General features: G+C 67.4%; 13 protein-coding genes. 6 read left to right on the top strand and 7 right to left on the bottom strand.

Annotation, left to right across the window (positions count from 1 at the left end):
• Nucleotides 1-141: 141 nt before the first annotated feature.
• From ACZK3J_RS21705 to ACZK3J_RS21690, 4 genes are all read left to right on the top strand, one after another.
• A complete protein-coding gene (locus ACZK3J_RS21705; protein ID WP_049460609.1) occupies nucleotides 142-999 on the top strand; it encodes a class I SAM-dependent methyltransferase in 858 nt (285 codons plus the stop codon).
• 118 nt (nucleotides 1,000-1,117) lie between these two features.
• A complete protein-coding gene (locus tag ACZK3J_RS21700; RefSeq protein ID WP_223276875.1) occupies nucleotides 1,118-1,381 on the top strand; it encodes a hypothetical protein in 264 nt (87 codons plus the stop codon).
• A 135-nt stretch (nucleotides 1,382-1,516) separates the two neighbouring features.
• Nucleotides 1,517-1,768, top strand: coding sequence for a hypothetical protein (locus ACZK3J_RS21695; protein WP_223224685.1), 252 nt, complete (start codon nucleotides 1,517-1,519; stop codon nucleotides 1,766-1,768).
• Between the two features lie 129 nt (nucleotides 1,769-1,897).
• Entirely contained in the window at nucleotides 1,898-2,437 is a 540-nt protein-coding gene (locus ACZK3J_RS21690; RefSeq protein ID WP_049460607.1) for a pseudouridine synthase, read from the top strand.
• A 94-nt stretch (nucleotides 2,438-2,531) separates the two neighbouring features.
• Here ACZK3J_RS21690 and ACZK3J_RS21685 read toward each other — a convergent pair whose 3' ends face one another.
• Together ACZK3J_RS21685 and hrpB are read right to left on the bottom strand one after the other, a co-directional pair.
• Nucleotides 2,532-2,906, bottom strand: coding sequence for a hypothetical protein (locus ACZK3J_RS21685; RefSeq protein ID WP_019336760.1), 375 nt, complete (start codon nucleotides 2,904-2,906; stop codon nucleotides 2,532-2,534).
• 135 nt (nucleotides 2,907-3,041) lie between these two features.
• Nucleotides 3,042-5,546 carry an ATP-dependent helicase HrpB gene (hrpB, locus tag ACZK3J_RS21680; RefSeq protein WP_049460604.1) on the bottom strand — a complete coding sequence of 835 codons (2,505 nt, stop codon included), beginning with the start codon at nucleotides 5,544-5,546 and terminating at the stop codon, nucleotides 3,042-3,044.
• 67 nt (nucleotides 5,547-5,613) lie between these two features.
• Between hrpB and ACZK3J_RS21675 the strand changes: the two genes are divergently transcribed.
• A complete protein-coding gene (locus ACZK3J_RS21675; protein ID WP_049460617.1) occupies nucleotides 5,614-6,411 on the top strand; it encodes a TatD family hydrolase in 798 nt (265 codons plus the stop codon).
• 76 nt (nucleotides 6,412-6,487) lie between these two features.
• On the opposite strand, the gene ACZK3J_RS21670 is transcribed toward ACZK3J_RS21675, so the two are convergent.
• The 5 genes from ACZK3J_RS21670 to ACZK3J_RS21650 form a co-directional block, all read right to left on the bottom strand.
• Nucleotides 6,488-7,318: a Rossmann-fold NAD(P)-binding domain-containing protein gene (locus ACZK3J_RS21670; RefSeq protein ID WP_180862769.1), complete on the bottom strand. Its 831-nt coding sequence runs from the start codon at nucleotides 7,316-7,318 to the stop codon at nucleotides 6,488-6,490.
• A gap of 50 nt (nucleotides 7,319-7,368) precedes the next feature.
• Entirely contained in the window at nucleotides 7,369-8,307 is a 939-nt protein-coding gene (gene panE / locus ACZK3J_RS21665) for a 2-dehydropantoate 2-reductase (protein ID WP_049460601.1), read from the bottom strand.
• A gap of 300 nt (nucleotides 8,308-8,607) precedes the next feature.
• Nucleotides 8,608-9,375 carry a hypothetical protein gene (locus ACZK3J_RS21660; protein WP_049460599.1) on the bottom strand — a complete coding sequence of 256 codons (768 nt, stop codon included), beginning with the start codon at nucleotides 9,373-9,375 and terminating at the stop codon, nucleotides 8,608-8,610.
• Nucleotides 9,376-9,724: 349 nt separating this feature from the next.
• Nucleotides 9,725-10,516, bottom strand: coding sequence for an ABC transporter permease (locus ACZK3J_RS21655; protein WP_005411568.1), 792 nt, complete (start codon nucleotides 10,514-10,516; stop codon nucleotides 9,725-9,727).
• Complete coding sequence (locus ACZK3J_RS21650; protein WP_478476234.1) at nucleotides 10,513-11,481, bottom strand: ABC transporter ATP-binding protein; 969 nt, start codon at nucleotides 11,479-11,481, stop codon at nucleotides 10,513-10,515. The genes ACZK3J_RS21655 and ACZK3J_RS21650 overlap by 4 nt, the downstream gene beginning before the upstream one ends.
• Before the next feature lie 84 nt (nucleotides 11,482-11,565).
• Here ACZK3J_RS21650 and ACZK3J_RS21645 point away from each other — a divergent pair, with 84 nt between their 5' ends.
• Nucleotides 11,566-12,315, top strand: a complete 750-nt coding sequence (locus tag ACZK3J_RS21645; RefSeq protein ID WP_080356485.1) for a ferredoxin--NADP reductase — start codon at nucleotides 11,566-11,568, stop codon at nucleotides 12,313-12,315.
• The last annotated feature ends 74 nt before the right edge of the window (nucleotides 12,316-12,389 follow it).

Below are 12,389 nucleotides of genomic sequence, written 5' to 3'. Positions count from 1 at the left end.
CAGAATAAAACGCGTTGTGTGACCGTGCTGCGGCGGTGACCACAAAACAGTGTTCCGCGATGCGCACGCAGCTAACGTTTTGTGAACACCTGGGACGCTGCGGCTGCTAGTCTCGCCGCATCTTCCGCTGGAGTCGCTCCGATGATGCCTGCTTCGTCCCTGCGTGGTTGCCGCCTGCTGCTTGCTTCGGCCCTGCTTGCCGCTGTTCCCGCGTTCGCCGCACCGGCCACGGTGGCACCGGCGAAGATCCAGGTGTCACCGGCCATCGATGCGGCGGTGAAGGCGTCGACCCGTGATGCCAACAACGTCAAGCGCGATGGCTTCCGTCATCCGGCGCAGACGCTGTCGTTCTTCAAGGTGACGCCGGAAAAGACCGTCATCGAGATCACCCCCGGCAACGGCTGGTACTCGGAGATCCTGGCGCCGCTGCTGCAGGACAAGGGCCACTATGTTGCCGCCGTGGTCGACCCGATGGCGGTGCCCGAGGGCCGCGGCCGTGACTACCAGCAGCGCAGCCGCGACAGCCTGGAAAAGAAGTACGCCGGTGCGCCGGCACAGTTCGGCAAGACCGCCGTGGTCGCCTACGATCCGGCCAAGCCGGTGTTCGGCCCGGCCAGTTCAGCCGACGTGGTGCTGACCTTCCGCAACGTGCACAACTGGCGCAAGGCCGGCCAGGCGCAGGGCATGTTCCAGGGCTTCTTCAACGTGCTCAAGCCGGGCGGTGTGCTGGGTGTGATTGAGCACCGCGCCAAGGCCGACGTGGCCGACGACGATGACACCGGCTATGTCGGCCAGCAGCAGGTGATCGCGATGGCCGAGGCCGCCGGCTTCAAGCTGGACGCGCGCAGCGAGGTCAATGCCAACCCGCGGGACACCAAGGACCACCCGAACGGCGTGTGGACGCTGCCGCCGACCAACCAGCACGACAAGGCTGATGATGCGAAATACCAGGCGATCGGCGAAAGCGACCGCATGACCCTGCGCTTCATCAAGCCGTAAGAGGGGTGCCGGTCAGGACGGCCGACATCGTTCCTGCTCGGCTCATCGCGCGTAGCGCGGCGCATGGCTGGTCCCAACCGGCCATGCGCCGGAATTCGATCGTATGCAAGGACATGAATTGTTGAAGAAGGTCTTTTACATCGCTGTCGCGGTGCTGGTGCTGGGGCGGTTGATCGATTTTGTGTTCTACGGTGGTCATGCCCACGATCTGATGGCGACGGTAGGGTTTGCCGTGCTGTTCGCGGGTGCCCTTCTGGAGGAACGTTCGCGCAGGGCCGACCCGCCGGCCGCAGGCCTGCGGCGGCGGGCCAATGTCATCGCCGCGTGCGGCATCGCACTGGTGCTGGGCTCGTTCCTGCTGGAATGGAAGGTTTTCGGCTGAGCCGGCCGAGATTGGGGCGGCAGGAAAGCGCAGCCGCAACCACGCTCACCGCGCGCAGCGCAACGTATGGCTGGCCCCAGGTCCGGCCATGCGCCGGAGTCCAATCGAATTCAAGGACATGGACCGTTGAAGAAGGTGCTGTATATCGTCATCGCGGTGCTGGTGCTGCCGCGGCTGTATGACTTTGTGTACCACGGTGGGCATGCTTACGACCTGCTGGGAGCGACGGGTTTTGCGGTGCTGTTCTTTGGCGGGGTGCTGGACGAACGCGCCCGCATGACCTGTCCGCCACCCGCGGCGCTGCGTCGCCGGGCCAATGTCGTCACGGCATGCGGTTTCGTGTTGGTGCTGGGGTCGTTCCTGCTGCAGTGGAAGGTATTCGGCTGAGCCCTTCGTGTTCGTGGTCGCAGGAAAGCGCAGCCGGGCATGGGCTATGCCGGCCGACTTGACCGGCACCTTTCGAGCCGCCGCACGCGGCATGGGACAATGCCCCACCCGCCGCCTGCCGTGCCCGCAATGCTGATCGCCTTCAACAAGCCCTTCAACGTGCTCTGCCAGTTCACCGACCGCAGCGTGCCACCGCGGCCGACCCTGGCCGGGTTCGGCCTGCCGCCGCGCGTGTATGCCGCCGGTCGCCTGGACCATGACAGCGAAGGCCTGCTGCTGCTGACCGACAACGGTACGCTGGCGCACAAGCTGACCGACCCGAGGCACAAGGCTGACAAGACCTACTGGGTGCAGGTGGAAGGCATGCCCAGCGACGAACAGCTGCAGCAGCTGCGCACGGGCGTGGTGCTCAATGACGGGCCGACCCTGCCGGCGAAGATCGAGCGCCTCGATCCGGCGCCGTCGCTGTGGACACGCGATCCGCCGGTACGCTTCCGCAAGACCGTGCCCGACGCCTGGCTGGCGATCACGATCCGGGAAGGCCGCAACCGGCAGGTGCGGCGGATGACCGCGGCGGTGAACCTGCCGACGCTGCGGCTGGTCCGCGTGTCGATGGGGCCTTACCGGCTGGACGACCTGCAGCCGGGGCAGTGGCGGCAGATCGGTTGATGCAGAAAGGGCCGGATACCTTCCGGTGTCCGGCCCTCATGTAGTGCCTTGGGGTCAGAGTCCTTCCTGTGGAAAGGATCCGACCCCGGCAGGCTCAGGCGTCGCTGCCGATATCGCTGTGCTCGTCCACCACGGTGTCGTTGCGGCGGTCACGTGCGTTGATGCGCTGCGCCTGGCCATTCACCACGTGGCCATTGGCGGCCTTCTTCTTCTGCTGCTTGCGGTACAGCGCGTAGCCGAGCAGGCCTACACCGACCGCAGCGGCGGCCACGGCCACTGCCGGATTGCGGCGCACGAACTTGGTTGCGGCCTTGCCGCCGGTCTTCACTGCGCCGATGGCGGCGCCGGTCTTGATCCAGTCCGCATTGCGCAGGCTGCCACCGGCGCTCTTCAGGCCATCGCCGGCGGTGTGGGCCAGCTCCAGGGCGCGCTCCAGAGCGCGGTCGGTGATTACGGTCAGCTTGCTCATGCGGGGGTCCTTTGCCTCGGGTCGAAGTCCAGTGTCGCGTGTTGCCCGTAAACGGTATGTCAGTCGAGGTCACACGTGGCGTGACTTTACCGCAGCCATTCAGGATCAGGCAGGGTCCGCAGCCGGCCCCACCGGTCAGGTCCCGCGCGGCTTGGCCCGATGGGTGGCCGTCGCCGTCCACGGGTCATCCGGCCACGGATGGCGCGGGTAGCGGCCCTTCATTTCCTTTTTCACTTCCGCGTAGGTGTTTTCCCAGAAATTGCGCAGGTCCTGGGTGACCTGCAGCGGGCGGCCACCGGGCGAGAGCAGGTGCAGGGTCAGTGGGACGCGGCCATCGGCGATGCGCGGCGTGTCGGCCAGGCCGAACAGTTCCTGAAGTTTCACCGCCAGCACCGGCGGCAGCGGTTCGCCGCTCTCGCTGTCCAGCGCGTAGGTGATCGGCCGCTCCAGCCCGGAGGGTACGGTGATGCGGGTCGGTGCATGACGCTCGACCAGCTGACGCTGTGACCATTCCAGGGGCGACTTCAGCGCTTCGCCGAAGCTGGACTCGTCCAGCGCATCCAGGCGGCTCTTGCCGGCGAACGCAGGCTGCAGCCATTGCGCACGCGTGGCCAGCAGGGCGTCGTCGCTGCAGTCGGGCAGGCCGAGTTCGGGCATCCAGCGCCGCAGCGACTCCACGCGTGCCTGCCATTGGCGCAGGCCTTCGGTCCACGGCAGCGCCTGCAGGCCGAGTTCGGCCACCGCGTCGGTCAGCGCCTGTGCGGCGTGCTGCGGATCGACCCGGCCTGCCGAGCGGCTGTCCAGCACGATGCGGTCGAAACGGGTCTCGCGCAGTGCCACCAGGGCGCGACGCTCGCTGTCCCAGCGCACTACGTCCTCGGTCACGAAGCGCTCCGGCCAGGCCTTGCGCAGCTGGCCTTCGTCCACCGGTGCGGCACGCAGCAGCAGCGCGTCGCGTGCCTCGAAGCGCAGTTCACTGGCTACCAGCCACGGCTCGCCACGCAGGTCGCTCAGATCGTGCAGGCGTGCGCTGCGACCGTTGGCCAGCAGGTAGCGCAGTGGGTCGCTGGGGTGCTGGACACCGATGCGGTCCGGGAACGCGTGCGCGAGCAGGTCGCCCATTTCGTGCGCCTCGATGCTGGCCGGTGGTGCGGCCTCGCAGCGCAGGCGGCGACGCCACTGCTTGGCGGCGGCATCGATCGCGGCCAGGCCGCTGCGGTTGGCGTCGCCCGGTGCGCGGCCATTGCGGAACGCCGCCAGCGCACGCCAACGCGCGGCCAGCGCATCACCGCCCTGGCGCAACGGATCGCGCGCCTCCAGCAGGGCGGCCAGATCGGCGGCCAGCGCCTGTGCGCGGGCATCGGGCGCGGCCAGCAGCATCGCCGCCATCCGCGGATGCGTGCCCAGCGCCAGCACACGGCGGCCAAGTGCGGTGATCGCACCGCTGCTGGACAGCGCGCCGAGCCGCTGCAGCAGTTCGCGGGCGGCACCCATCGGGCCGGCCGGTGGCGGATCGAGGAAGCGCAGGTCGCTGCTGCCCCAGGCGGCCAGTTCCAGCGCCAGTCCGGCCAGCTCGACCTGATCGATTTCGGCGCGGCGCTGCGGCTCCAGCCGCTGCGACTGCGGCCACAGCCGCCACGCCACGCCTTCGGCCACGCGACCGGCGCGACCGGCGCGCTGGTCGGCCGACGCTTGGGCGATGGCCACCACGTCCAGCCGGGTGAAGCCACTGTTGGGGTCGTAGCGCGGTTCGCGCGCCTGGCCGCTGTCGATCACCACGCGCACGCCGGGCAGCGTCACCGAAGACTCGGCCACGTTGGTGGCCAGTACCACGCGCCGACGACCATCACTGGCCGCCTGCAGGACCCGCGCCTGCTGCTCCACCGGCAGTTCGCCGTGCAGGGCCAGCACTTCGACGCCGGCATCCAGCGATTCCTGGAGCCCGGCCTGCACCCGCGCGATCTCGCGCTGGCCGGGCAGGAACACCAGCAGGTCACCGGGATGTTCAGCCAGGGCCTGCTGCACCGCGCGGCGCACCTGCAGCTCCAGCGCCTCATCGCGGCGCGCCGGGAAATGGCTGATCGCCACTGGGTAGCTGCGGCCTTCGCTGCTCAGCCGCGGCGCATCCAGGAAACGGGCCAGGCGCTCACCATCCAGCGTCGCCGACATCACCACCAGGCGCAGGTCATCGCGCAGCTGTGCCTGCACGTCCAACGCCAGCGCCAGGCCCAGATCGCCACTGAGGTGGCGTTCGTGGAATTCGTCGAACAGGATCGCGCCGACGGTTTCCAGCATCGGGTCGTCCTGCAGCATGCGGGTCAGGATGCCTTCGGTGACGACTTCAATGCGGGTGCGTGCCGAAACCTTGTTCTCGAAGCGGATGCGGTAGCCGACGGTGCCACCGACCTCTTCGCCCAGCTGCCGCGCCATGAACAGCGCGGCGCTGCGCGCGGCGACCCGGCGCGGTTCCAGCAGGATGATCTTCCGCCCCTGCAGCCACGGTGCATCGAGCAGCGCCAGCGGCACCTGGGTGGTCTTGCCGGCGCCGGGCGGTGCCTCCAGCACCAGCCGCGGCTGCGCGGCCAGATGCTGCTGGATCTGTGGCAGCAGCGGGGAAATCGGGAAGAGCGGGGCGTTCATGTGCAAAGGATAAGGGGCCACGGCGGTCGCAGGTACAATGCGCGGGCACTTTTCCCCCGCGATGACCATGCACCTGATCGATATCGGCGCCAACCTGACCCACGACTCCTTCGACCGTGACCGCGATGCCGTGCTTGAACGCGCACGGCAGGCCGGCGTGGTGCAGATGGTCATCACCGGTGCCAGCCGCGAGCACTCGCCACTGGCCCTGCAGCTGGCGCAGCAGCACCCGGGCTTCCTGTATGCCACCGCCGGCGTGCACCCGCATCATGCGGTGGAGTACACCGAGGAATGCGACGCCGAGATGCGCGCGCTGCATGCCCACCCGGAAGTGGTGGCTGTGGGCGAGTGCGGGCTGGACTACTTCCGTGACTTCTCGCCGCGCCCGGCCCAGCACCGCGCGTTCGAGCGCCAGCTGCAGCTGGCCGCAGACAACGGCAAGCCGCTGTTCCTGCACCAGCGCGACGCGCATGCCGATTTCATGGCACAGATGAAGAACTTCGAAGGCCGTATCGGCCCGGCGGTGGTGCATTGCTTCACCGGCGAGCGTGACGAGCTGTTTGATTACCTGGACCAGGACTGGTACATCGGCATCACCGGCTGGCTGTGCGACGAACGCCGTGGCGCGCACCTGCGCGAGCTGGTGAAGAACATCCCGGCCAACCGCCTGATGATCGAGACCGACGCGCCGTACCTGCTGCCGCGCACGCTGAGACCGATGCCGAAGGACCGCCGCAACGAACCGATGTTCCTCTCGCACATCGTGGAAGAACTGGCGCGTGACCGTGGCGAGGACGTGGCGGTGACCGCCGCGAATGCAACTGCCGCGACGCGTACGTTCTTCCGCCTGCCCGACGCGGGTTGATCAGGTAGTGCCGGCCGCTGGCCGGCAGCAGCATGAACGCCGCAAAAATCGCGCGGTTGCCGGCCAGCGGCCGGCACTACCGGAGCAGGTCGCGCAGGCCCTCACGGTAGCTTGGGAAGCGCGGCTGCCACCCAAGCGCTTCACGCGTGCCACGACTGTCGATGCGCTTGTTGCTCTCGTAGAAGCGCCGCAGCGTCTGGCTCAGCGCAGGGTCGTCCCAGGCCATGGCAGGTGGCATCGCAAAGCCGCCCAGCTGCGCGGCGAAGGCCAGTACCTCCTGCGATGGTGCCGGCTCGTCATCGGCTGGCAGATACAGCCCATCCACGCACGGCCGCTGCATCGATGCGATAACGACCGTTGCCAGGTCATCCACGTGCAGGCGGTTGAACACCAACCCTGGACGCACTACGTGGCGCGCACGTCCCTGTGCCAGCTGCAGCAGCGCATTGCGTCCCGGCCCGTACAGGCCGGGCAGGCGGAATACCGCCGAGGCGATACCGCGCTGCTCCGCCAGCGCACGCCACTGGTCCTCGGCGCGTCTGCGTTGCATGCCGGTCGTTTCAGTGGCATCGGCCACGCTGGTTGCGTTGATCCAGCCGCCGGCCCGATCGGCATAGACCGACGTGGATGACAGATAGCCCACCCAGCGAAGTGCCGGACTTTCCTGCAGTGCCGGTAGCAGCAGACGCAGTGCCGGGTCACCCTCGGCATCGGGCGGCACGCTGCACAGCACGGCCTCGGCCTGCGCGATCTCATCGAGCAGGGCGGGCGACGGTGGCATGTCAGCTCGCAGCTGATGGCGCGGCAGGCCATCGTGCGGTGCCGACGCCGGGTCGCGCGCCGTGCCGGCCACGTGTACGCCCAACGCCCGCAGATGCGTAGCCAGCACGCACCCGCTCCAGCCCATGCCGAGGATCAGCACCCGCGCCGGCAGCGCGTTGGTCTGCAACGCGGCGCTCACGCGCTGCGCAGCGCCTGGTAGGCCTGCAGGCTGCTGTAGGCGACCTGCAGCAGCAGAGCTTCCTGGTCGGCCTTGCGCGCGCGCGCCAGCATGTCGCCGACGATCTGTTCTGCCTCCACCTGCTGGCCGGCTTCCAGATCGCGCAGCATCGAAGCCTTCAACGCAGAGCCGGCCTGGGTCAGGGTGCCGCGTGCGGTGTCCTGCGCAGCATCGGGAATCGGCTCACCGGCAGCTTCGGCCACGGCCAGGCATTCGTCGTACAGGCCACGCACGATCGCCTCGCCATCATCGGTGGCGACGATGCTGCCGATATCCGCGCGCAGCAGGCAGGTCGAGGCGGCCAGCGCGGTCAGGAAGGTGTACTTGATCCACTGTTCCTGGCCAATGTGCTCGCTGGCCAGATGATCGAGGTTGGCCTGCACGCAGGCGGCGGCGAAGGCACGCACGCGTTCGGAGATGGCACCGCTGTCGCGCTCGCCGAAGGTGAGCTTGGCCGGCTTGCCCAAGTGCAGCACGGCGCCGTCGGGGGCCTTGGTGGCACTGATGAAGCACAGGCCGCCGAGCACGGCGTCGCGGCCGAAGCGCAGGTCCAGCGCCTTGTAGTGATGCAGGCCGTTGAGGATCGGCAGCACGGTGGTGTTCGCGCCCACGGCCGGAGCGATGGCATCGATCGAGCTGTCCAGGTCGTAGGCCTTGCAGCTGAGGATGACCAGGTCGAACGGCTTCTGTGCGGCAAGCGCGGGAAGGACGTCGGCGGTGACGTGCTGCACCGGGAAGCTGGCGTCGCCGAGCGGGCTGCGGATGACCAGGCCATCGCGGTCCAGCTGGGCGGCGCGTGCGGGGCGCACCAGGAAGGTCACGTCCACGCCAGCCTGAGCCAGGCGACCGCCGAAGTAACCGCCGGTACCGCCGGCGCCGAGGATCAGGATGCGCATTGCACGTTCACCGTTTTCTGGGGAATCAGGAGTGCGATTGTGCCGGAGATTGCGGCCAACGGCGGAGCCCCTCGTGGTGGTTCGCGGAAAGCACTGTTCATTGGGGTAGGCCGGGCGGGTAGGCCGCGCAGGGGACGCTGCAAGTACGTCCCTGTAAGCTCGGTCGCCGCATCCATGCGGCTCACGCCCCTGCGCAACCTACCCGTCCGGCCACGGACATGTTCCGGGCGCGGCCACCACGGAAAGCAGATCAAGAGCGGAAGCGGGTCGCTCGCTGCGCGAGCTCGTGTAGAGCGGTGCTCAGGGTAGTTGTTCGCTGAAGTCTTCGGTGTAGCCCAATAGCAGTGTGGTGCGGTTGGCCAGCGTTGCAGCCAGTTGTGACCAGGTGTCGTGCGTTCCGGCCGCGTAGATGCGCTGCAGGTCCGCGACCAACGCGCCCGCCTCTGCAGGCGACGGTGCGCTGTCGCGCTGGAAACCGAGCCACGATGCGCCGAGTCCGAACAGACGGTAGTCGTAGCGCTCCTGCAGATGCCGGATCAGGGCGTGGTTCTGGAAGAGGTCCCAGTCCGCGCTGAAGTAACCGTTGGGCAGGGCGGCAATCAGCAGGTCGTCACTGGCTACGGGTACCTGTTGCACGCAGACCACGTCATCGATGATGAGATCCGGCTTCGCATTGGCAGCGACCAGCGCCTCGATGTCCTCGTCGCTGCACATCAACGTACCCGCCAGCGCTGTCCACTGCAGCCGATGCGTGGAATGCTCGAGCTGCGCGACGACGTGCGCCAGCAACCGCTCGCGTGCCGCCAACGCATCTTCCGGCGTCGCCGGGTCTTCGTCCTCGTACAGCGCGATGCGCTCGTCGTCGGACGCGTGCATGCTGGTGTAGCGGCACTGGCCGACATCGTCGAGCGTGCAGAGATAACGAAGGCGGGGATCAGCCGTCTGCAGCGAGGCCAGGCAACCCAGCACCTCATCCATCGTAGGCGAATCGCTCAGCAGGACGTGGCTGAACGCATCGATCGGACCATCCGACACGGCCTTGTCCAACGCAATGGAAGTGATCTTCATCGCCACAGCCTAGCCGTAATCCGAAACGAAAAGAGCCAAGCATCGGTCTTACCGTGAACGCTCCATCCACGCATGGCGTGGATCCATCGTGTCGACCAAGGTCGACACCTACCAACAGCGACCGGAAACTGTCAGGGGTGGGGCGGTGTGGGGGTGCAGGACCGTTGGCGCCATGGATGGCGCCATCGAGCCCCCACGGACGGGTTTACGGCGTGTCCTGCACCCTCACACCGCCCCGCCCAACTCGTGATGCTTCCGCCTTGGCTGTTGCTGTTGCCGGCCAGCGGCCGGCACTACCACTGCAGGTGCAGGTGCAGGGCCGCAGTGCCGCAGGCCCTGCAGGCACCCCTCAGCTGCGCATGCCCACGCCACGGCGCAGCAACCACAGCGCCAGCGCCGTCAGCACCACCACGAAGCCGATCATCAGCCCGTAGGCCACCGGCAGCGGCACATCGCTGCTGCCCAGCAGGCCATAGCGGAATGCATTGACCATGTAGAAGATCGGGTTCGCGTGCGTGGCCGCTTCCGCCCAGCCCGGCAGCAGCTTCACCGAATAGAACACGCCGCCCAGGTAGGTCAGCGGGGTCAGGATGAAGGTCGGCACGATCGCCACGTCATCGAACTTCTTCGCATACACCGCGTTGATGAAACCGGCCAGCGAGAAGATCGTCGCACCCAGGATCACCGTGGTCAGCATCACCAGCGGGTGCGGGATGCGCACCGGGGTGAAGAACATCGCGATGATCAGCACGATCACGCCCACCATCAGGCCGCGCAGCACCGCACCGGCCACGTAGCCCCACAGGATCACCCAGTTCGGCATCGGGCTGACCAGCAGCTCTTCCACGTGGCGGCCGAACTTGGCACCGAAGAACGAGGAACTGATGTTGCCGTAGCTGTTCTGGATCACGCTCATCATCACCAGGCCCGGCACGATGAACTGCATGTAGGTGTAGCCGCCCATGTCCCCCACGCGCGACCCGATCAGGTTGCCGAAGATCAGGAAGTACAGGGTCATGGTGATCGCCGGCGGCACCAGGGTCTGGCCCCAGATGCGCATGATGCGGGCGACTTCGCGGCGCACGATGGTCATCAGTGCGATGCGGTTGCGCTGGCCGTCGGTCAGCTCGGTGGTGCTCATGCAGGCTTCTCCAGGTTGCCGGTGAGGCGCACGAACAGCTCCTCCAGGCGGTTGCTCTTGGTACGCATCGATCGCACGCGGATACCGGACTCGTTGAGCGTGGCAAACACGCGGTTGAGGTCCATTGCGCGCGGCATGTCGATGTCCAGCGTGTGCGGGTCCGGTGCGGTCAGCGTCGCGCCCTCGATCACCGGCAGCTGCGCCGGCAGGTCACCGTCGATGTCCAGCAGGAAGCCTTCCACGTCCAGCTTGGCCAGCAGGGTGCGCATCGGCCCCTGCTCGACGATCTGGCCATGGTTGATGATCGCCAGGTGGCGGCACAGGTACTCGGCTTCTTCCAGGTAGTGCGTGGTGAGGATGATCGTGGTGCCGGCGGCGTTGATCTCCTTCAGCACGCGCCACATGTCGCGGCGGATCTCGATGTCCACGCCGGCGGTCGGCTCGTCCAGGATCAGCAGGCGCGGGCGGGTCATCATCGCGCGGGCGATCATCAGCCGGCGCTTCATGCCACCGGACAGCGTACGGCTCATCACCTGTGCCTTTTCCCACAGGTGCGCCCGCTTCAGTTCCTCTTCGGCACGCTCCTCGGCTTCCTCGCGCGGCACGCCATAGAAACCGGCGTAGTTCACCAGGATGTCGAAGGGCTTTTCGAACAGGTTGAAGTTGATTTCCTGCGGCACCAGCCCGATCAGGCGCATGGTGGCGCTGCGGTTGCGCACCAGGTCGCTGCCGAATACTTCCACCTGGCCCTCGCTGAGGTTGACCAGGGAGCTGATGATGCCGATCAGGGTGGACTTGCCGGCACCGTTGGGGCCGAGCAGGGCGAAGAAGTCGCCCGGGGCCACTTCCAGGGAAACCCCCTTGAGGGCCTGGGTGCCGTTGTCATAGGTCTTGCGCAGGTCGCGCACGCGCAGGGCGGGCGCCGTATCGTTCTGGGATGCCAAGCTCGAAGCCTTCGCGCCCATGGGCTGGCGCTGGAGAGGGGCGGGGAGGGGCTATTATAGAAGACCCCGAGGGCTTGCCCCGGCTACACACTGTCCCGAAAAGTCGTGCCTGTTCAATTCCCCCTCAAGCTGGTCGGCTGCCGCATGCTGGCCCCGACCGTCGGCCACTACCAGTTCGTGCGTGACGATGGGCAGCCGCTGGATTTCCAGCCCGGTCAGTTCATCCAGGTCCATTTCAGCTACGCCGACGGCACCGAAACCAAGCGCAGCTACTCGCTGGCGACCATCCACGACCACGCGCTGGGCCCGGGCGAGGCGGTGGATATCGCGGTCAGTTTCGTCCCCGGTGGCGCCGCCACGGCCCTGTTCGAGGCGCTGGAGCAGGGCGGCCAGATCAGTGCGTCCGGCCCCTATGGCCGGTTCTGCCTGAATCCCGGTGACCACAATGCCCGCTACCTGCTGATCGCCACCGGCACCGGCGTTACCCCGTACCGCTCGATGCTGCCGCTGCTGGAAAAGGCCATGGCCGAGCGCGGCGTGCAGATCGTGCTGCTGCAGGGCGCGCGCAGCCCGGGTGAGCTGCTGTACAGCGAAGATTTCTACAGCTTCGCCGAAAAGCACCCGAACTTCCGTTATGTTCCATGCCTGTCGCGTGAACTGCCGGCTGATCCGCATCCGGACGTGCAGCACGGCTACGTGCAGCAGGCGCTGGCCGGCTTCACCCCGGACCCGGCCACCGACATTGCCTACCTGTGCGGCAACCCGGACATGGTCGACGCCTGTGCCGAACTGCTGAAGGGCGCGGGGCTGGGCAACCCGCAGATCCGCCGCGAGAAGTACGTCAGCAGCAAGTAAGCCTGCGTAGTGCCGGCCGCTGGCCGGCAACCGCGTGGACCCTGGTAGTGCCGGCCGCTGGCCGGCAGCCCATG

The sequence above is a fragment of the Stenotrophomonas sp. 86428_Sma genome (assembly GCF_056481585.1).
This window is presented reverse-complemented; position numbering and strand designations above follow the sequence as displayed.